At 72.1% G+C, this 19,289-nt stretch carries 15 protein-coding genes; 6 read left to right on the top strand and 9 right to left on the bottom strand.

All coding sequences use genetic code 11. The features are described 5' to 3' along the window. The first annotated feature begins 14 nt into the window (after window positions 1–14). From STRNI_RS14195 to STRNI_RS14180, 4 genes are all read left to right on the top strand, one after another. Window positions 15–656: a TetR/AcrR family transcriptional regulator gene (locus STRNI_RS14195; RefSeq protein ID WP_018087375.1), complete on the top strand. Its 642-nt coding sequence runs from the start codon at window positions 15–17 to the stop codon at window positions 654–656. 156 nt (window positions 657–812) lie between these two features. Next, on the top strand, window positions 813–1,661 hold the full coding sequence (locus STRNI_RS14190; protein ID WP_109892609.1) for a 3-hydroxyacyl-CoA dehydrogenase family protein: 849 nt from the start codon (window positions 813–815) through the stop codon (window positions 1,659–1,661). 147 nt (window positions 1,662–1,808) lie between these two features. Then, window positions 1,809–2,132, top strand: a complete 324-nt coding sequence (locus STRNI_RS14185; RefSeq protein ID WP_018087373.1) for an STAS domain-containing protein — start codon at window positions 1,809–1,811, stop codon at window positions 2,130–2,132. A gap of 374 nt (window positions 2,133–2,506) precedes the next feature. Next, window positions 2,507–5,116, top strand: coding sequence for an ATP-binding protein (locus STRNI_RS14180; RefSeq protein ID WP_266450328.1), 2,610 nt, complete (start codon window positions 2,507–2,509; stop codon window positions 5,114–5,116). Between the two features lie 96 nt (window positions 5,117–5,212). Here the strand turns inward: STRNI_RS14180 and nucS are convergent, their stop codons facing one another. Further along, a complete protein-coding gene (gene nucS, locus STRNI_RS14175) occupies window positions 5,213–5,875 on the bottom strand; it encodes an endonuclease NucS (protein ID WP_018087371.1) in 663 nt (220 codons plus the stop codon). A gap of 249 nt (window positions 5,876–6,124) precedes the next feature. Between nucS and STRNI_RS14170 the strand changes: the two genes are divergently transcribed. Then, complete coding sequence (locus STRNI_RS14170) at window positions 6,125–6,517, top strand: SCO5389 family protein (protein WP_018087370.1); 393 nt, start codon at window positions 6,125–6,127, stop codon at window positions 6,515–6,517. 189 nt (window positions 6,518–6,706) lie between these two features. On the opposite strand, the gene STRNI_RS14165 is transcribed toward STRNI_RS14170, so the two are convergent. Continuing rightward, entirely contained in the window at window positions 6,707–7,750 is a 1,044-nt protein-coding gene (locus STRNI_RS14165) for an LLM class flavin-dependent oxidoreductase (protein ID WP_026169240.1), read from the bottom strand. Window positions 7,751–7,936: 186 nt separating this feature from the next. On the opposite strand from STRNI_RS14165, the gene STRNI_RS14160 reads away from it, so the two are divergent. Then, window positions 7,937–8,254 carry a hypothetical protein gene (locus tag STRNI_RS14160; protein ID WP_026169239.1) on the top strand — a complete coding sequence of 106 codons (318 nt, stop codon included), beginning with the start codon at window positions 7,937–7,939 and terminating at the stop codon, window positions 8,252–8,254. A 12-nt stretch (window positions 8,255–8,266) separates the two neighbouring features. Here STRNI_RS14160 and STRNI_RS14155 read toward each other — a convergent pair whose 3' ends face one another. The 7 genes from STRNI_RS14155 to mce form a co-directional block, all read right to left on the bottom strand. After that, window positions 8,267–9,220, bottom strand: coding sequence for an ABC transporter permease (locus tag STRNI_RS14155; RefSeq protein ID WP_381844626.1), 954 nt, complete (start codon window positions 9,218–9,220; stop codon window positions 8,267–8,269). 482 nt (window positions 9,221–9,702) lie between these two features. Further along, complete coding sequence (locus STRNI_RS14150) at window positions 9,703–10,950, bottom strand: ABC transporter ATP-binding protein (RefSeq protein WP_277411354.1); 1,248 nt, start codon at window positions 10,948–10,950, stop codon at window positions 9,703–9,705. A gap of 402 nt (window positions 10,951–11,352) precedes the next feature. Next, window positions 11,353–12,126 (bottom strand): ABC transporter permease, encoded by a 774-nt coding sequence (locus tag STRNI_RS14145; RefSeq protein ID WP_018087365.1) that lies wholly within the window; start codon window positions 12,124–12,126, stop codon window positions 11,353–11,355. 3 nt (window positions 12,127–12,129) lie between these two features. Continuing rightward, window positions 12,130–13,155 carry an ABC transporter ATP-binding protein gene (locus STRNI_RS14140; RefSeq protein ID WP_026169238.1) on the bottom strand — a complete coding sequence of 342 codons (1,026 nt, stop codon included), beginning with the start codon at window positions 13,153–13,155 and terminating at the stop codon, window positions 12,130–12,132. A gap of 174 nt (window positions 13,156–13,329) precedes the next feature. Continuing rightward, window positions 13,330–14,268 carry a coiled-coil domain-containing protein gene (locus STRNI_RS14135; protein ID WP_018087363.1) on the bottom strand — a complete coding sequence of 313 codons (939 nt, stop codon included), beginning with the start codon at window positions 14,266–14,268 and terminating at the stop codon, window positions 13,330–13,332. Window positions 14,269–14,381: 113 nt separating this feature from the next. Continuing rightward, window positions 14,382–18,632, bottom strand: coding sequence for a polarized growth protein Scy (gene scy, locus STRNI_RS14130; RefSeq protein ID WP_018087362.1), 4,251 nt, complete (start codon window positions 18,630–18,632; stop codon window positions 14,382–14,384). A 208-nt stretch (window positions 18,633–18,840) separates the two neighbouring features. Beyond that, a complete protein-coding gene (gene mce / locus STRNI_RS14125) occupies window positions 18,841–19,281 on the bottom strand; it encodes a methylmalonyl-CoA epimerase (protein WP_018087361.1) in 441 nt (146 codons plus the stop codon). Window positions 19,282–19,289: the final 8 nt, after the last annotated feature.

The following is a 19,289-nucleotide window of genomic DNA, read 5'->3' as shown; positions in this document are numbered from 1 at the left end:
GATAGGGTGAGGGCATGGCAGAGGGACTCAGGGAGCGGAAGAAGCGGCAGACCCGCCAGTACATCTCGGACGTGGCCACCGGCCTGTTCCTGGCGCGCGGCTTCGATGCGGTGACCATCGCGGAGATCGCCGACGCGGCCGAGGTCTCCGTCAACACCGTCTACAACTACTTCCCGGCCAAGGAGGACCTCTTCTTCGACCGGAGCAAGGGCCTCGTGGACCGCCTCTCGCGCTTCGTACGGGGCCGGACGGCGGGCGAGTCCGCGGCCTCCGCCGTGCTGCGGGAACTGCGCGAAGAGGTCGAGGCGGTCTCGCCGAGGGTCGGTCTGATCGAGGGTTACGACCAGTTCATGCGGGTGGTGCACGGGGCGCCCACCCTCAAGGCGCGCCTCTGGTACATGCAGCAGGAGATCCACCTCAACCTGGAGGAAACACTCCGGGAGGAGACCGGCGCCGCGGCCGGCGATCCGCTGCCGGGCCTGATGGCCGGCCAGATCAGCTGGGTGCACCAGAGTCTGATGGGGTGGATCGCACACGAGATGCTCGACGGCCGCAAGCCCGCCGAGGTCTCCCGGGAGGCCCTGGTCCTGCTCGACGAGATGGAAGAGCTACTGGGCGAAAAGGTCCTCAACTACGCCGTACGGACGGCCGACTGACGGCGGACTGTCCGGATAGGTCCCACGGGCGCACACCTCGCGAGTGTGACGTCCGTCATCTGAGACGTGACGCGCATCTCTTCCCCTCCAAAGGATCGCTCACGACCGCTAACGTCACCCAGGACCGTCAAATGCACAGGGTGTGAGGGGACAGCAGTGGCAAAGAAGCTCGCCGTCATCGGCGCCGGACTCATGGGGTCCGGTATCGCGCAGGTCTCCGCCCAGGCGGGCTGGGACGTGGTCCTCCGCGATGTGACGGACGAGGCGCTGGCCCGGGGCAAGGGTGGCATCGAGGCCTCGTACGAGAAGTTCGTCGCCAAGGGCAAGCTGGCGGCGTCCGACGCCGAGCAGGCGCTGGCCCGCATCACCACCACGACCGACCTGGAGGCCGTCGCCGACGCCGATATCGTCGTCGAGGCCGTCTTCGAGCGGATCGAGATCAAGCGGGAGATCTTCCAGGCGCTGGACAAGCTGGTCAAGGAGGAGGCGGTGCTGGCCTCCAACACCTCCGCCATCCCGATCACCAAGATCGCCGCGGCCACCTCCCGCCCCGAGCGGGTCGTCGGTGCGCACTTCTTCTCGCCGGTGCCGATGATGCAGCTGTGCGAGCTGGTCCGCGGTTACAAGACCAGCGACGAAACCCTCGCCACCGCCCGGCAGTTCGCCGAGTCGGTCGGCAAGACCTGTGTCGTCGTCAACCGCGATGTGGCCGGCTTCGTCACCACCCGCCTGATCTCGGCGCTGGTCGTCGAGGCCGCCAAGCTCTACGAATCCGGCGTGGCCAGCGCCGAGGACATCGACACCGCCTGCAAGTTGGGCTTCGGCCACGCGATGGGACCGCTGGCCACCGCCGACCTGACGGGCGTCGACATCCTGCTGCACGCCACCGACAACATCTACACCGAGTCCCAGGACGAGAAGTTCGCACCGCCGGAGATCATGCGTCGGATGGTCGATGCGGGCGATATCGGACGCAAGAGTGGGCAGGGCTTCTACGAGCACTGATACCGCGTCAGGCCCATCGGCCTGATGGCGTCACCCTGTGGGGTGAATTCGGTATCGGTTCGCTTACAGGCGGCAACTTCGCCGCGCGAGAGGCAGTCAGATCTGTAGACGTCCAGGCATCACCACCCATGACACCGGGGAGCGCATATGCACATCAGGGGCGACCACGCCGAGCTGGTCGTCGGGGGCCGCCTTGACGTCCGCAGCGCGGCGGACGCCCGTACGGCCCTGCACGCCGCCGTCGACTCCGGTCGGGGCGATCTCGTGCTGGACCTGACCGAGCTGGATTCCTGGGACGCCACCGGCCTCGGCGTGATCATGGGCGCGCACCGTCGCGCCGGCCGGGTCAACCGCAGGCTGGTGCTGCGCGGAGTGCCGCCCCAGATGCAGCGCCTATTGGTCGCCACGAGGCTGCACCGCATCCTCGCGATCGAGGGCGGTATCGAAGCGGAATCGATTCCCCGGGTGTGAGGCAAGGGCGGTGCGCCGCCCGACGGCCTCACGGCGCCCCCGGGGCGATCAGGCTTGCAGGACAAAGAGTGCCGAAAGATGCAGAGCTGAGCGACGGAAATGTCGTAAAGCGCGGGATACCGCACAATCCCGGAAGTTCCGGTCAGGACCGGCCCCCGGCAGTGCGTCCGCCCGCTGTGCAGGTCTAAGGTTCGGTTCCCGCCCGTATGCCATCATCCGCGGCGGGTACCGGACCAGACGCGACGGCTGAGGACGACCTGCCGGAGCCGGGGGAGTGCGGACGGCCGGAAGCGCAGTCGGCACGCCGTTCCGACTCCTGGGCCGAGGACGCCTGGCGGAGGCGGAGCGGAACGAAGCATCTGGGAGCTTGCAGCATGGACCCGAACACCCACCGGGGACCCGAGGAGTACGGCGAGCAGGGCAGCCCTGCCGAGCCACCGGCCCCCGCGTTCGGCGGCGCGCAGAGCGGCTCCACGGGGCTCGCCCGTGTCGTCCGGCTCGTCTCGGGCCCCTACCTCGTCACCGTCAACCCCGTCGACGGCAGCGAAATAGAGCCCTGCCCGCCCGGTGAGCGCCCCGCCGCCCCCGGCAGGCTCGACCCGGAGGAACGCGCCGCGGCCGCCCGCGCCGCCGCACCCCCGCTGCCGCCGGGCCCGTCCGGATTCGCCGGCCACGAGACCGCACTCGAAGAGCGCACCGAGGACACCGAGCGCCTGGTCCGGCTGCTCTCCCGCGGCCGTTCCGTCCGCGTCACCGGCCCCTCGGGCTCCGGCCGCACCCGGCTGCTGGACGCCGTCGCCACCGCCTGCGCCGACCTCGCCCCCGACGGCGTCGTCCGGCTCTCCGGCTACCACCACACCTCCACCGACCTGCTGTACGCGCTGTTCGCGGCCGTCTACCGGGCCCCGCAGCACCGCCCCGAGCGGGCCGAGATGCTGCGCATGGTCGCCGAGATCGGCGCGATCGTCGTCCTGGACGACCTGGAATTCGGCGGCGCCGCGCTCGACGAGCTGCTCGACGCCACCCCCGAATGCGCCTTCCTGATCGCCGCCACCCCCGACGTCGCGGCCCCCAGCGCCGGCTCGCACCTCGAAGAGGTCTTCCTCGGCGGCATCGGCCGCGGCGCCTGCGGCCGGCTGCTGGAGCGCGCCGTGGACCGGCCGCTCACCGACGACGAGGAGTCCTGGGCCGCCGACCTCTGGTTCGAGTCCGAGGGGCTGCCCCTGCGGTTCGTCCAGGCCGCCGCCCTGCTGCGGCAGTACGACCGGCTGCGGGCCGCACCGGGCGCCCTCGACGACGGCTACGGCCTCTTCCCCGAGGACGGTCAGGCCACGGCCGACCCGGCCGCCGAGGACGCCGAGCCCGCCGAGCAGCCGGAGGTGCCGCTGCCGTCCCTCGGCGAGGCCGCCGCTCCCGCCCCGCTGCTCGCCTCGCGGCTGACCGAGGCCGCCCGGGAGACCCTGCGCTTCGCCGTCGCCCTCGGCGGCGAGCTGCCGCACCAGGCGCATCTGCCGGCCCTCACCCAGGACACCCACGCCGACGCCGCCCTCGGCGAGCTGCTGGCCTGCGGCCTGATCACCCCGGCCGGCAGCCACTACCGGCTCGCCGCCACCGTCCAGGACCAGCTGACGGCGGCCGGCTACGCGGACGGCGCCCCCGCACGGGCCCACACCGTCGCCCAGCACTACGCCTGGTGGGCCGGGCACCCCTCGGTGACGCCCGAGCGGGCCGCCGCCGAGTCCGATGTGGCGCTGGCCGCGATGGGCGTACTGACCGGCAGCCGGGAGAGCGGGCACGCCAGCGCGGCCGTGCTGCTCGCCCGTACGGCCGCCCCGGCGTTCGCCGCGGCACTGCACTGGAGCGCCTGGGAGCGCAGCCTGCGGCACGGCCAGGAGGCCGCGCGGCTCGCCGGTGAGGTCGCCGAGGAGGCCTACTTCCACCACGAGCTGGGAGTGCTGGCCCTGTGCACCGGCAACCTCGACCGGGCGCGCGCCGAACTGGAGGCGTCCATCGGGCTGCGCGGGGTGCTCTCCGACCGCAATGGCGCGGTGGCCGGCCGGCGCGCCCTGGCGCTGGTCACCGACCGTACGCGGGCCGACTCCGCGGCAGCGGCCACCACGGCCCTGCCCCAGGCGGCGGGCGCGGCCTCCGCATCGCGGCGGGACGCACCGAAGGAACCGGCCGCCAATCCCTTCGACGCCGCCTCGGCCCCGAAGCTGCGCAAGTCGCGCACCGAGCAGACCGCGCAGACGCTCATCGCCCGGGGTGCTTCTTCGACGACCGCCACCACGGGCGTCCCGGCCGCGACCGACAGCGGTGCCGGAGCCGGCAAGGGCGTCCGGCGGGTCTTCGGCGGGGCGCGGCGCAATGTCGTGGCCGCGGGCGCCGGTGCGCTGCTGGCAGCCGTCCTCGGCACCGTCGTCACCATCGGGGCGACGGGCGGCGACGACACCCCCAACGACAAGGTCAACACGGAACAGACCACGGACGACAGCGACGGCACCGACCTGCCGGCCGAACAGCCCGCCACGGACTCCAGCCTGCCGCCCACCGGCCCCGGCACGTCCCGGCCCGGCACCGCCGGCCAGTCGGACCGCCCGTCCCCGTCGCCCAGCGGAACCGCCCCCAGCGGCTCGCCCAGCGCCCCCGGCACCGGGTCGGCGGACCCGACGGCCGGCCCGACGGAGCCGACCGAGCGGCCCACCAGCCCCACCGGCCGGCCGACCCGCCCCACGCACCCGCCGACGGACGAGCCGACCGACCCGACGCCGACGGACGAGCCGACCGACTCCACGCCGACGGGTCCGACGCCCAGCGAGGAGCCGACGGACAAGCCGAGCACCCAGAGCCCCTCGCAGTCCGCCTCCGGCCCGTCGGCCGGCAGCCCCTCCGCGAGCGGTACGTCCGGGACGACTCCCTCCGGCGGCACCCCGTCGGACGCTACGGCCACCTCCTCCGGCACGGAGAGTGCCCCGGTCACCTGACGGCCCCGCAGGAAGCGGCGCAGCACGGAACAGCGCAACGGCCCGGTCATCTGCCGGGCCGTTGCGCTGTGTGCCGCCTCTGAAGGGCCGGCGGGGTCAGAACAGGCGGAGCTTGTCGTCCTCGATGCCGCGCAGGGCGTCGTAGTCCAGCACGACGCAGCCGATACCGCGGTCGGTGGCCAGTACCCGCGCCTGCGGCTTGATCTCCTGAGCCGCGAAGACACCCTTCACCGGCGCCAAGTGCGGGTCGCGGTTGAGGAGTTCGAGGTAGCGGGTGAGCTGCTCGACACCGTCGATCTCACCACGTCGCTTGATCTCGACCGCGACGGTCTGGTTGTCGGCGTCCCGGCACAAGATATCCACCGGGCCAATGGCAGTGGGGTATTCACGCCGAATCAGGGAGTATCCCTCCCCAAGGGTTTCGATCCGGTCCGCGAGCAGCTCCTGGAGGTGGGCCTCCACACCGTCCTTGATGAGGCCCGGGTCGACGCCGAGCTCGTGCGAGGAGTCGTGCATGACCTCCTCAAGGGTGATGATGAGCTTCTCCCCGCCCTTGTTCTCGACCGTCCACACATCACCGTCGCCCTCCTTGAGAGTGCAGGGCGGCGACATCCAGTTGAGGGGTTTGTAGGCCCGGTCGTCCGCGTGAATGGAGACGGAGCCGTCCGCCTTCACCAGGATGAGGCGAGGGGCGGAAGGGAGGTGGGCGGTGAGCCGGCCCGCGTAGTCCACGGAGCAGCGGGCGATGACGAGACGCATGGGGCGTCACGCTACTCGACCAGGGGCCACCTACGCGATTCGCCCTGGATCACGGTGCCTTTACGGGGGAAATCCCCGCACCCCCGGCGTTCGCCAATGGCCGGTTGTATGTGCAATCTCCTGGTGCGGGCCTCTTGCGCGGCATACCGTTGAAGCGGGGGGTTGTGAGGCGAACACGCTCCGTCGCAAAGCCCCTTGTCCCGTCCCTAGGCCCCGTCCGTCCCGGCGGGGCCGCGAGAGGAGAACCTCATGTCGCTCGACGTCTCACCGGCCCTCCTCGAACAGGCCGAGCGAGGCGAGGTCGACGAAGCCGCATTTGTCGACTGCGTCCGGACCTCCCTGCCCTTCGCATGGGGGATGATCAGCTCTCTGGTGGCCCAGCTGAAGGTGGACGGCGGAGAGTTCGCCGACAATCAGACGCCGCCGCCGGACGAGCAGGCGCGCGGCCAGCTGCTGCGCGCGCTGGCGAGTGACGCCATCCGTGGTTCGCTCGAGCGCCACTTCGGTGTGCGGCTCGCTTTTCAGAACTGCCACCGGGTCGCGGTCTTCCCGCTCGACCCGGCGGTGGACGACCGTCTGGCCCGCTTCACGTCCATCCGCGGTCAGCTGCTGAACCAGTCGCCCGAACTCCGCGACTGCTGAACGGAGTTGCTGCCGCTGCCCGCACACGGTTGTGATACGCACCGTGCCGGTGCGCCAGCGGCAGCACCACCCACAGCACGCCGACCTCCGAGTACGGCGCCACCGCACCACCGCACGACAGGCCCACCGCACGACAGGCACGGTCAACCCGTCCCCGGCAGCCGCAGGCGGCCGCCGTACCCGGACCGGTCACCCCAGCTGGGGCAGGACCTCCGTGCCCAGTCGGCGTACGTTCTCCTCCGTCGCCGCGAGGTCGCCGGAGCCCTCGACGAGCAGCGCGAACCGTGTGATGCCCGTACGCTCCGAGGTCGCCGCCAGCCGGTCGGCGCACAGCTGCGGCGGGCCGACGGGATGCAGCCCGCACAGCAGCTCCGTATAGGCCAGCGGATCACGCATCGCGCGATAGCGGCCGTCGACCGTCACATGCGCCCCCAGGCCCTGCTGCAGCCAGCCGGGCATCGCCTTCATGAGGGTCTCCGCCGCCGCCTGGCGGTCGTCGGCGATCTGCACCACGCCTGCCGAGACGTGCGCGGCCGCGGCCACCTCGTCGCCGTCCCGGCCGGCCTCCAGGGCGGCCGACCGCCACAGCGCGACCATCTCCGCCTTCTCCTCGTCGCCGCAGTGCATCCCCAGCAGCATCGGGAGTCCGCGCTCGGCGGCAGTCCGGACCGACGAGGCGGAGGTGCAGGCCACCACCACCGGCGGGCCCGGCGGGCCGGATCCGTCCGGATCGGTCAGTGCCTCGGCCGGCCGGGGCACCACCGCCACCTCCCGGAACGCATAGCGCTCGCCCTGCGCGCCGACCCGGGGTTCCCGCAGCCAGCGCATCAGCAGATCGAGTGACTCCGGGAAGCCGTGGTCGTAGGCGGCGAGCCCGGAGCCGAAGACCTCCAGATCGATCCAGGGCCCGCCCCGGCCGACGCCGAGCGTGAACCGGCCGTCGGAGGTGAGGTGCAGCAACGCCGCCTGCTCACCGAGCGCTACCGGATGCTGGGTCGGCAGCACGCTCACCGCTGTCCCGACACCGATCCGGCGGGTCCGCCCCAGCAGCAGCGCGGCCAGCGTCACCGCATTCGGGCAGACGCCGTACGGTACGAAGTGGTGTTCCGCGAGCCAGACATCGTCGAGTCCGGCCTCCTCCGCGACCTCCGCGGAGCGCACCGCGCGGTGCAGTGCTTCCCCCTGTCCCTGACCGGGGAATTGAGCGGCCAGGATGAAAGCCCCAACGCGCATCGCTCTCTGCCTCCTCGCAGCCGACGCGACTCCCCCTTACAGGCAACAACGTGTGACACGTGCCAAGGGCACGGCCTGACGGTAAATTTCCTGATGATCGCAGAATCCTGGCGAGGGGCGTTCGGCCGTGACCGCGCCGCGTACGCTGGTGACAGCCCGTGACCCCGTAACTCTCCGAGGTGCTCTGTGTCCCCGCGTCGAAACCGCCAGCACGGCGGCGCGAAGCCCGTTGACCGCATGGGCGGTGACCGCTACGGCCTGGAACGTACCGAGGAGTGGCGCGGCGAGGAGTGGGTCGTCCGGATGGTCGGGGGCGGCGGCGCCGCCAAGCACTACCGCTGCCCCGGCTGCGACCAGGAGATCCCGCCTGGGGTGCCGCATGTCGTCGCCTGGCCGCAGCACGGCGATGTCGACGACCGCCGGCACTGGCACAAGGCGTGCTGGAACGCACGGGACCGCCGGAGCGCGCGGCTCCAGCGGTCCCGGAATGCGCCCCGCTACTAGGGGCGGGCTGTCTCAGACGTCGCGCTTGTGGATGACCGCGTAGGCGGACCCGAGGGTGACGGCCGCGAGGCCCGTGACGATCCACAGGGGCTCCCAGCCGGACGGGCCGGACGAGGTCAGGGCGACGTCGTACATCACGTTGAGCTGGCTGGGCAGCGCGTACTCCAGCAGCCAGGTCTGGATGTCCTTGAGGCTCTCCGCCTGCATGAAGATCGCCAGCACCAACGGCAGCAGGTAGACGCCGACCATGAGGGTGATCGCGCCCGCGGAGTGGCGCAGCAGGGCACCGACGGCCAGCGCGAGCAGCCCGATCATGGCGGTGAAGAGGCTCACACCCACCGTGGCCTTGAACCATTCCGCGCCGGTCGGTGCGCTCTTGGCCATGTCGCTGAGCATGGAGTACTGCGCGACGGCCACCACGGTCGTGGTCACCAGGGTGACGACGAAGCTCAGGGCGAAGAAGACGATCGCCTTGGCGGTCAGGACCCGGGCGCGGGCCGGGCTCGCCGTGAGGGTCGTGCGGATCATTCCGGTGCTGTACTCGGAGGAGATCACCAGCACGCCCAGCGTGATCAGGGGGATCAGGCCCATCATCATGCCGAAGGTGCCGTAGTTCAGCGGTGACTCGGGGCCGAGCGAGTCGCTGTGCCCGGCGATGACCGCGCCCGTCAGCAGACCGATGCCCACGGTCAGCAGGACCATCACGCCCAGTGTCCACATCGTCGAGCGCACCGAGCGGATCTTCGTCCACTCGGAGAGCAGCGCATGGCCGAGGTGGGTGGGGCGCACGGGGATGGACGAGACGTAGCCGCCCGCACCGGCGAACGACTGCTGGGGGTGCGGCTGGGCCGGCGGCTGCTGCGGCTGGTTCTGGGGCTGCTGGGGCTGGGCCGGTGCCTGGGCCTGGGGCGGTGCCGGTGCCTGGACGGGCGCCTGGGCCTGGGCGGGCGCCTGGGCCTGGAGCATCATCGTGCCCGCTTCCTTGCCCGGCCCGTGCGCCGCGAGCGGCCGCGGCTCGGGGTACTGCTGGGCCTGGAGCATCATCGTCCCGGCTTCCCTGGCCGGGGCGGGCTGCGCGGGGGCCTGGCCCTGGGCCGGCGCGGGTGCCTGCCCGCCCTGAGCCGGGGCCTGCGCTTGGGGCGCCTGCCCCTGAGCGGGCGGCTGGCCCTGGGCCTGCAGCATCATCGTGCCCGCTTCCTTGGCGGGCGCGGGCTGCCCGGGCGCCGCCTGGGCCTGCAGCATCATCGTCCCGGCCTCCTTGGCGGGCGCGGGCTGCTCCGGTGCCGGCTGCTGGGCGGGCTGCTGCTGGGCGGGCGGCGTCTGTGGCGGCATGCCCTGCGGCGCGGCGGGCGGCATCGGCGGCGCGGCCGGTGCCGGCTGCTCCTGTGCGCCGGTGTCGTGGGGGCCGGGCTCAGGCTGCGGCTGGGGCTGCGGCTGCTGAGGGCTGGTCATCGGGCGTCCTCGTGGTGCGGCGTGGGCTGGGCGGCGGGGGCGGCGGGAGCCGCGGGCGGCATCGGCGCGGCGGGCTGTTGCCCGTACGGGTGAGGCGCACCGTACGGCTCGGGTCCCCCGTACGGGTGGCCTTGCGCGGGCGGCGGATAGCCCGGTGCCTGCTGGGCGTACGGATTCGGCTGCCCCTGACCGGGAACACCGGCCGGCACCTGGCCGGGAAGACCCGGCTGACCACCCGGGTACCCCGGGCCGCCCGCAAACCCCTGCGGTGCGCCACCCTGCGGGGCGTACCCGGCGGGGGCCTCCTGGAGGCCGGCCCGCGCGTCCGCCGTCGAGCGGTAGTCCACGGCGCCCTGCGTCATCTGCATGTACGCCTCTTCCAGGGAGGCCTGGTGCGGCGACAGCTCCCACAGCCGGACGTCGGCCTCATGCGCGAGCTCGCTGATGCGGGGGAGCGGCAGCCCGGTCACCCGCAGCGCACCGTCCGGTTCGGGCGCGGTCTGCCCGCCGGCCTCACCGATCGCGGCGGTCAGCTTCTCGCGCTGCTCCGGCTCGGTGTCCGGGGTGCGGACCCGGGCGAAATCGGCGGAGTTGGCCGAGATGAAGTCCTTCACGGACATATCCGCCAGCAGCTGCCCCCGGCCGATCACGATCAAGTGCTCGGCGGTCAGCGCCATTTCGCTCATCAGATGCGAGGAGACGAAGACCGTACGGCCCTCGCTCGCCAGCTGCTTCATCAGATTGCGCACCCACAGGATGCCTTCGGGGTCGAGTCCGTTGACCGGCTCGTCGAAGAGCAGCACCTGGGGGTCGCCGAGCAGCGCCGCGGCGATACCGAGCCGCTGGCCCATCCCGAGCGAGAAGCCGTTGCTGCGCCGCCCCGCGACGTCTTGCAGACCGACCACGCCGAGCACCTCGTCGACCCGGCGGGCCGGGATGCCGGACACCTGGGCGAGCGAGAGCAGATGCTGACGCGCACTGCGCCCGCCGTGCACGGCCTTGGCGTCGAGCAGTGCGCCCACCTGGCGGGGAGCGTTGGGGAGGCTGCGGAAGGGACGGCCAGCGATGGTGGCACGCCCCGAGGTCGGTGCGTCCAGGCCCAGGATCATGCGCATCGTCGTGGACTTGCCGGAGCCGTTGGGCCCCAGGAAGCCGGTCACCGTGCCCGGCCGTACCTGGAACGACAGGTTGTACACGGCCGTCTTGGCGCCGTAGCGCTTCGTCAGGCCGACTGCCTCGATCATTCTCCGCCCCTCGCAAGATGGTCGGGGCAGAGGCGCCCTCGTACCCCCGTGAGGGTTAGGAGGCTATCCGGACATTGACGGTTCCCGTCAATCGCCACAGGTGACACCCACCCCACCCACCCCAACCCTTACCACCCACGGGAGGTGACGGGTCTCCGGGGCTTGGTGTGTGGACGTAAAGCGAAGCAGTCCACACACCAAGCCCCGGAGACCCGTCACCGCACCCAACAGCCCCGCGCAGCGGACAAACAGCCCGCCGCAGGCGAATCGGCGCCGCACCCAACAGCCCACGCAGCGGACCGGCCCGCCGCAGGCGAAACGGCGCCGCCCCGGCAACGTACGCCGCAGGCAAAGCGCAGCGGACCGGCACCCAACCACGTACGGCAAAGGCAAAGCGCAGCGCTACGCGTCGCGCTTCTTCAACAACACGAACCCGCAGACCAGCGCGACCACCGTCCAGGCGATCATGATGCCGAGCCCGCCCCACGGGCCGTACGGCACCTCGTCGTTGGCCCGGGGGATCACCTGCATGATTTTCGAGCCCGCCTGGTCCGGCAGATAGCGGCCGATTTTCCGGGTCGCCGAGACATTTCCGAGAATGTTCGAGATCAGGAAGAAGAACGGCATCAGGATGCCCAGCGAGAGCATCGGGCTGCGCAGCATCGTGGCCACCGCCATCGAGAACAGCGCGATCAGCGTCATGTAGAGCCCGCCGCCGATCACCGCGCGCAGCACGCCCGGATCGCCGAGGTGCGCCCGGAGGTCACCGAGCACCGCCTGGCCGGCGAAGAACGTCACGAAGCTGGTGGCGAGTCCGACGACGAAGACCAGCGCGGTGGCCACCAGCAGCTTGCAGAACAGGAAGGTGCCGCGCTGCGGTACGGCGGCCAGCGAGGCGCGGATCATGCCGGTGCTGTACTCGTTCGAGACCACCAGCACCCCGAAGACGATCATCGCCAGCTGGCCCAGGCCCATCCCGGCGAAGCTGATGTTGGTGGCGTCGAACGCCAGCCGGTCCCGGGCCGGCATCGAGCTGAAGTCGTTGGTGGCCAGGGTGCAGATCAGCACGCCCAGCCCGATGGTGACCACCACGGCGATGCCCAGCGTCCACACCGTGGACCGCACCGACCTGATCTTGGTCCACTCCGACCGAATGACCTGCCCCAGCGCCCCCATCCGTCAGCTCCTCTTCTTCTGCCAGTCCGCGCCCCAGCCGGTCGGCTGCGGCTTGCCCGGCCGTGCCCCGGCCGGCTGCGGTTCTCCCGCGGGCCGTGCGGCGGGCCGGTCCGGCACCGGTTCGCCGTCGTGCGCGTGATACTCCACCGACTCGGCCGTCAGCTGCATGAACGCGTCCTCCAGGGAGGCCTGCTGAGGGCTGAGCTCATGCAGTACCAGCTGATGCCGGGCGGCCAGTTCGCCCAGCCGGTCGGCGGGGACCCCGTCGATCTCCAGCGACCCGTTGCCGACGGCCACCGCGTCGATGCCCTCGTCGTGCAGCAGATCCAGCAGCTTCTCCTGCTGCGGGGACCGCATCCGGACGTACGACCGCGAGTTCTGGTGGATGAAGTCCTTCATCGAGGTGTCGGCCATCAGCCGGCCCTGCCCGATCACGATCAGATGCTCGGCGGTCAGCGCCATCTCGCTCATCAGATGCGAGGAGACGAAGACCGTACGGCCCTGGCCGGCGAGGTTCTTCATCAGATTGCGGATCCAGTGGATGCCTTCAGGGTCGAGCCCGTTGACCGGCTCGTCGAAGAGCAGCACCTGGGGGTCGCCGAGCAGCGCCGCGGCGATACCGAGCCGCTGGCTCATACCGAGTGAGAAGCCCTTCGAGCGCTTCTTGGCGACCGCGCTCAGCCCGACGGTGTCCAGCACCTCGGCGACCCGTCTGCGGGGAATGCCGTTGCTCTGTGCCAGACACAGCAGATGGTTGGCGGCGCTCCGGCCGCCGTGCACCGCCTTCGCCTCCAGCAGCGCCCCGATATAGGTGAGCGGATCCTTCAGCTGCCGGTAGTGCTTGCCGTCGATCCGGACCGTCCCCGCCGTCGGGTTGTCCAGGTCGAGCATCATCCGCATGGTCGTCGACTTGCCCGCGCCGTTCGGGCCGAGGAAGCCGGTGACGATACCGGGCCGCACCGTGAACGTGAGGTGGTCCACGGCGACCTTGTCGCCGTAATGCTTGGTCAGCCCCTCGAGCTCGATCATGTAGAGCACGCTAGGCGCGCCCGGGGGCCCCTGCCACCGGGGCGGGGCCGCCCGGCTGACCCCCGGTACGCACCGCGCCCCCGCAACGCCTCAGGGGCGGTACGGGGGCGCGCGCAACAGCTGGGCGGAAGCGGAGCCTGCCCGGGGGTACCTCCCAGCGATAGCTGGGGGAGGTCAGCGGCTCTGCTGGGCGGGGACGCCGCGGGAGACCGTCTCGTCCTCACCGGGGGCACCGGCCGCGGCCACCGCCGCACCGGTCAGCGTCGCCAGCATCTCGCGGACGTTGGTCAGCTGAGCGTTGATCGAGTCGCGGCGGTTCGTCAGCGCCGCCAGCTCACGCTCGGATTCGCTGCGGATCCGGTCCGCCTTGGCGTTCGCGTCCGCCACGATGTCCTCGGCCTGGCGCTGCGCGGTCTCCACCGTCTGGCGGGCCCGGCGCTCCGCGTCCGTACGCAGCTTCTCGGCCTCCAGGCGGAGCTGCTCGGCGCGGTGCTCGATCTCCGCGAGCCGCTTCTCGGCCTTGGCCTGACGCGAGGCCAGGTCGCGCTCGGACTGCTCACGGCGCTTGGCGAGGTTGGTCTCGAAGTCCGCGGCGGCCTGCGCGGCCTTGGCGCGGGTCTCCTCGAAGAGGGAGTCCGCCTCCTCGCGCTTGGACTGCGCGTCCTTCTGCGCCTCGGCGCGCAGCGTGGACGCCTCGCCCTTGGCCTTCTCGACGATCCGGGCGCCCTCGTCCTCCGCCTTCGCCTTGCGCTCGGCGGCGAACGACTCGGCGTCGTTACGGACCTGCTGGGCGGCCGACTCGGCCAGCTCCCGGTGCTGCTCGGCGGCCCGCCGGGCCTCCTCGCGCAGATCCTTCGCCTCCTCTTCGGCGAGCCGGAGGATCTTCTCCACGCGTGCACCGAGGCCCGCGTAGGACGGTTCGGCGTCATTGACCTGCGCCTGGGCGTTCTGCGTTTCGAGGTGCAGCTCCTCGATCCGCTTTTCCAGCGACGTGATGCGGGCCAGCGCGCTGTCGCGGTCGGCGACGAGCTTCGTAATGCGGTCGTCCACCTGACCGCGGTCGTACCCACGCCGCACGAGCTCGAAGCCGAAGGGGGAGGAAGTGTCGCTCATGGGGTTCCTGTCGAAGAGACCGGTGAGGTGATAAGGAGAATCCTAGGGGTCACAACGGCGTGTCATCGAGTCATTGCCCGTTTGATCTGGAGAATGACCCCTCATTTGAGTGGCTACCCCTCAGACTGCTTGCCACTCGAACGAGTTGCGCCCGCCCCCGCGGCCGCCTTCACACCAGCGCCCTTTCCTTCCCCGCCCCCGCCGGGTGCCTCGAACGATTCCAGGGCTTCCAGAACGTCCTGAACGCGGGAGATTTCGGCGTTGATGTCCTCCCGGCGGCGCACCAGCACCTCCAGCTCCCGCTTGCCCTCGTCCACGATCCGGGTGGCCTCCGCCTCGGCCTCGGTGCGCATCCGCTCCGCGTCGCGCACCGCCTCGGCCTTCTTGTTCTCGGCCTCCTTGATCAGGCCCTCGGCCTTCTTCACCGCCGAGATCCGGACCTTGCTCGCCTCGCTGTTCGCGTCGGCCACCATCCGGTCGGCCTTCTCCTCGGCCTCCACCTGCTGGGCGGTGGCCTGCGCGATGAGCTTGTCGACCCGCTCGCCGGCGTTCTTCATCGTCTCCGCCGACTCCCGGCGGGCCCGCTCGTGCAGCTCCTCGACCTCGGACTCGATCCGCTGCCGCAGCTCCTCGGCGCGGTCCCGGATACCGGTGGCGTCGCGGCGGGCCTCCTCCAGCATCGTGTTCGCGTCCGTACGGGCCTTCTCCACCCGGGCATTGCCGTCGGTGGTGGCCTCCGAGACCAGCCGCTCGGCCTCCTTGCGGGCCACCCCGACCATGGTGTCGGCCTGCTCCTCGGCGGCGGTGGCCGCCTTGAGCGCCTCCTCCTGGGCCTTGGCGACGAGCTGGTCCGCCTGCTCGGCCGCGTCCCCGCGGCGCTTGGCGGCCTCCTTGCGTGCCTCGTCGAGCAGCCGGTCCGCCTCCTGCTGGGCCTCGTTCCGGGTCTGCTCGGCCGCCGCCTCGGCGTCCTCCTTGAGCTTCGCGGAGTCGTTACGGGTGCGGTTGGCGTGCTCCTGCGCGGCGGTGACCGTCTCGGCCGCCTCCGTCCGCAGCCGGTCCGCCTCCGCGGTGGCCGTCGCCAGCATCCGGTCGGCCTGCTCACGGGCATCGGCCCGGGTACGGTCCGCGTCCCGCTCGGCGTCCGCGGTCGTCTCCGCCGCCTCCGTGCGCAGCCGCTCGGCCTCGGTCGCGGCCTCCGACATCAGCTCGTCGGCCTGCTCCGCGGCGTCCGAGCGCGTCTTGTTGGCCGCCTTGCGCGCCTCGTCGCCGGTGCGGTCCGCGTCCCTGCGGGCCTCCTCCAGCGCCTCGGCCGCCTCGGCCCGCAGCCGCTCCGCCGTCTCGGTGGCCTCCGCCACCAGGCGCTGCGCCTGCTGCTCGCCGTCGGCCCGCAGCCGCTCGGCGGCCTGCTGGGCCTCCTGGACCGTACGGTCCGCGTCGTCCTGCGCCGAAGACGTCAGCTCGGTGGCCTCGGTGACAATCCGTTCGGCCTCCGCACGCGCCTCGGTGATCAGCCGGTCCGCCTGCTCCGCGGCGTCCGAGCGCATCCGGTTCGCGTCGTCCCGCGCCTCCGCACGGGCCCGCGCCGCGTCCTGCTCGCCGGCCGCCAGCGCGTCCGAGGCGTCGGTACGCAGCTGCTGTGCCTTCGCCGTGGCGTCCGCCACCAGCTTCTCGGCCCGGTCGGTCGCCTCCGACACCAGCCGGTCGGCCTGCTCGGCGGCCTCGGTCCGCGCCGCGTCGGCCTCCCGGCGCGCCTCGTCCACCACCCCGGCCGCCTCGGCGCGCAGCCCGTCGGCCTCCTCGATGGCCTCGGAAACCGCCCGCTCGGCAAGGGACTTCGCGGCCTCCGTCGCCTCCTGCGCCTCCGCACGGGCCCGCGCCGCGTCCTCCGAGGCGCGCTCCCGCTCCTCGTAGGCGTCCCTGCGGATCCGGTCCGCCTCGTCCTGTGCCTCGGCCTTGGTGCGCTCCGCGGCGTGCTCGGCCGCCGAACGCAGCCCGGCGATCTCCTCACCGGCCTGCTCGTGCAGCCCCGCGACCGAGTCCCGCACCTGCTGCGCGGTCTGCTCGGCCGCCGCCACCAGCTCGCCCGCCCGCCGGTCCGCGTCCTCGACCAGCCGCTGGGCCTCCTCCTGCGCCTCGCCCACCCGCGTACGGGCCGACGCCAGCAGCTCCTCGCTCTGCTCGCGCGCCGCGGTGCGCTCCTGGTGGGCCTCCTCGCGGGCCTCGCCCAGCAGCTGCTCGGCCTCCCGGCGCCGCCGCGCGGCCTCCTCCTGGGCCGCGGCCAGCGCCTGCGCCGCCTCCGCACCCGTGCGCTCGGCGGCCGTGGCCGCCTCGGCCCGGACCCGGTCCGCGGTCTCCTGCGCCTCCGCCTTCAGCCGCTCCGCCTCGGCCGACGCCTCGGTGCGCAGCCGTACGGCCACCGACTCGGCCTCGGAACGCGCCGACGACGCGTCCTCGGCGGCCTCCGTGCGCAGCCGCTCGGCCTCCTCCTCGGCCTGCTGCTGCAGCGTCCGGCGCCGCTCCGCCGACTCCGCCTTGAGGCGGGCCGCCTCCTCCTGCGTCTCCCGGCGCAGCCGCTCGGCCTCCGCGCGGGCGTCGCGCAGCGACCGCTCGGCGGCGGTGACCTTCTCCTCGGCCTCGCTGTGCAGCCGGTCCAGCTCGTCCTGCGCCTCGGCGCGCCGCTCCTCGGCGGCCTGCTCGGCCTCCGCGCGCAGCCGTGCGGCGGACTCCTCCGCCTCGGTGGTCACCATCTCCGCGGCCTGGGCGCCCTCGGTGAGCAGCTCCTCGGCCTCCGAACGGGACCGCTCCAGCGCCTCCTCGGCCTGCCGGCGCAGTGCCGAGGCACGCTCGATGGCCTCCGTCCGCACCCGCTCGCTCTCCGCGACGGCACCCGAACGGGTCTCCTCGGCGTCCGACTTGGCCTTCGCCAGCAGCTCCTCGGCGGTCCCGGCCGCCTCCTCGATCTGCTGGACCGCCTCCCGGCGGGCCTCACCGCGGATCCGCTCGCCCTCGGCGACCGCGTCCGCGCGCAGCTGCTCCGCCTCACCGCGCAGCCGCCGTGCCTCCTCCTGGAGTTCGACGGTCTTGGCGCGGTACTCCTTGGTGTCGTCCTTCGCGGCGCCCTTGAGCTGCGCCACGGTGTCGTGGGCCTCTTCGCGCAGCCGGTCCGCCTCGGACTCGGCCTCCTTGCGCAGCCGTTCGGCTTCCTCGGCGGCGGCCTTGGTGGTGGCCTTGGCGTCCTCCGACGCCTTGGTCAGCACCTCCTCGGCGGAGCGCGCGGCCTTCGCCAGCTGTGCCGCGGAGTCCTCCGCCGCCTTGGACCGGGCGGACTCCTGCGCCTCGGCGACCAGCCGGTCGGCCTCCGCGCGGGCGTCCGACCGCAGTTGCTCGGCCTCGGCCTTGAGCGCCTCGGCCTCCTTGGTGGCCTCACCGACCAGCCGGGCGATCTCCGCCTTGGCCGTACGGGTGCGCTGCTCATTGTCCGATTCGGCCGCCGTCAGCCGCTTGGTGGCGCTCTGCTGCGCCTCGTCGACCAGCTTCTCCGCCTCGGCGCGCGCCTCGCGCAGCGCCTTGTCCGCCTCCTGGACGCGGGCCTCGGCGGTGCGGGTCAGCTCCGCGGCCTGCCGGCGGGCCTCCTCCGACTCGGTGCCGACGCTGGTACGCAGCTGCTCGGCCTGGTCGGTGGCCTCCTGGGCCTGGCTGGAGGCGGCGTTCAGCAGCCGCTCGGCGTCCGTACGCGCCCGGCGCAGGATGCTTTCCGCTTCGGCGCGGGCCTCCTCGGCCTCGGTGCCGAGCCGCTCACGGGCGCGTTCGGCCAGCCGCTGTGCCTCGGCCCGCGCGGCCGCCAGCGCCTGCTCGGCCTCCCGGCGGGACTCCTCCATGAGCCGGCGGGCCTGCGACTCCGTACGGGCACGCAGCTGTTCGGCCCAGGCGACGTTCTCGTTGACATGCGATTCGACGGTCTGCCGGCGCTCGTTGAGCTCCTCGTCGAGCCGCTGCCGGCGGCTGACCGCCTCGGCGTGCAGCTCGGCCTCCAGCCGGGACTGCCGCTCGGCCTGCTCCTGCAGCAGCCGCTGGGTCTGTGCCCGTGCCTCGCGCAGCTCACGCTCGGCATCGGTACGCAGCTGGTCCGCCTGGATCTGCGCATTGCGCAGCAGCTGTTCGGCCTGATGACTGACGTTGTCGTAGGCAGGACGGGTCGCGAGGTTGCGGCGCGCCTCATGGAGCTTGGCGCGCAGCACCTCGACCTGATAGCCGAGGTCGTCGGCGTGCTGAACGGCCTTGTCCCGCTCCGTCTTCAGCCGCTCCATCTCGGCCTCGAACTGCGAGAGGTGGTCGTCAGCCTCGTAGCGGTCGTTGCCCCGCACTGCGCGGTCCCATCCGTCCCCTGGTCATGGTGGCGGCCGTCTCCGGTCCTGCGGCGCTCGTCCCGTACACGTCACGTCGTACCGGACTCGCGCCCATCGGAGCTGACCCTTCCGAAGAAATGGTGTCAGATCATCGGCAGGGTATGGACCGAGCCCCACTCCCTTACCCCGGCCGAAGCTGCACTCTACCGGCCGGGGAAGGTGAAGGTCAGTGGTCCGCCGAGCCGGCGGGCGCCGCGGTGACGAGTTCGGTGAGCACTCCGTGACAATCCTTGGGGTGCAGGAAGGTGATCCGGGACCCCATCGAACCCGTCCTGGGCTCGTCGTAGAGGACCCGGACGCCCTTGCCGCGGATGGCCTCGGAGTCGCCGTCCACATCCGCGGTGCCGAAGGCGATGTGGTGCACCCCCTCGCCGTTCTTGGCAAGCCACTTGCCCACCGCGGAGTCCTCGCGGGTGGGCTCCAGAAGCTGCAAATACGAGGCGCCGCCGTCCGACGTCTCATTGATCTTGAGCATGGCCTCCCGGACCCCTTGCTCCTCGTTGACCTCGGTGTGGAACACCTCGAAGCCATACGTGGCACGGTAGAACTCGACAGTCTTGTCGAGGTCGAAACAGGCGATCCCGATGTGGTCGATTCGCGTCAGCATGGCTCCAG

This window comes from Streptomyces nigrescens (genome assembly GCF_027626975.1).
Lineage (GTDB): Bacteria > Actinomycetota > Actinomycetes > Streptomycetales > Streptomycetaceae > Streptomyces > Streptomyces nigrescens.
Note: the sequence above shows the minus strand (reverse complement) of the source record. Positions and strands in the feature narration are given on the sequence as shown.